Source organism: Vibrio sp. SG41-7 (assembly GCF_014164465.1).
Classification (GTDB): Bacteria; Pseudomonadota; Gammaproteobacteria; order Enterobacterales; family Vibrionaceae; genus Vibrio; species Vibrio splendidus.
In genome coordinates, this window is the sequence record NZ_JACJFF010000462.1 from 1 (window position 1) to 243 (window position 243).

1 pseudogene is annotated in these 243 nt (G+C 44.4%); it reads right to left on the minus strand.

Features of this window, described 5'->3' with window-relative positions:
- Positions 1 to 33: 33 nt before the first annotated feature.
- A pseudogene (locus tag H5300_RS27600) lies at positions 34 to 243 on the minus strand (ISKra4 family transposase); the annotation flags it as partial.

The following is a 243-nucleotide window of genomic DNA, read 5'->3' on the forward strand; positions in this document are numbered from 1 at the left end:
GGGTGTGGTTCTTTTGAATCGACACGTTACATTTTAGCCATACAGCCTTTGTTTAGCCTGCTGTTTATGGAAATTCCAGTAATCCTGTAAATCACCACTCGATTTAACGGAGCGTAGTCTCAAGATTGCCTCAGCCCCATCAAGGCTCCACCTAGCTCCTGTGATATCTAATCTATCATTTATCAGATGCCGACAAGCTCCTTCGATAACACCACTTGCTATCGGATATCCACACTCTAGTGC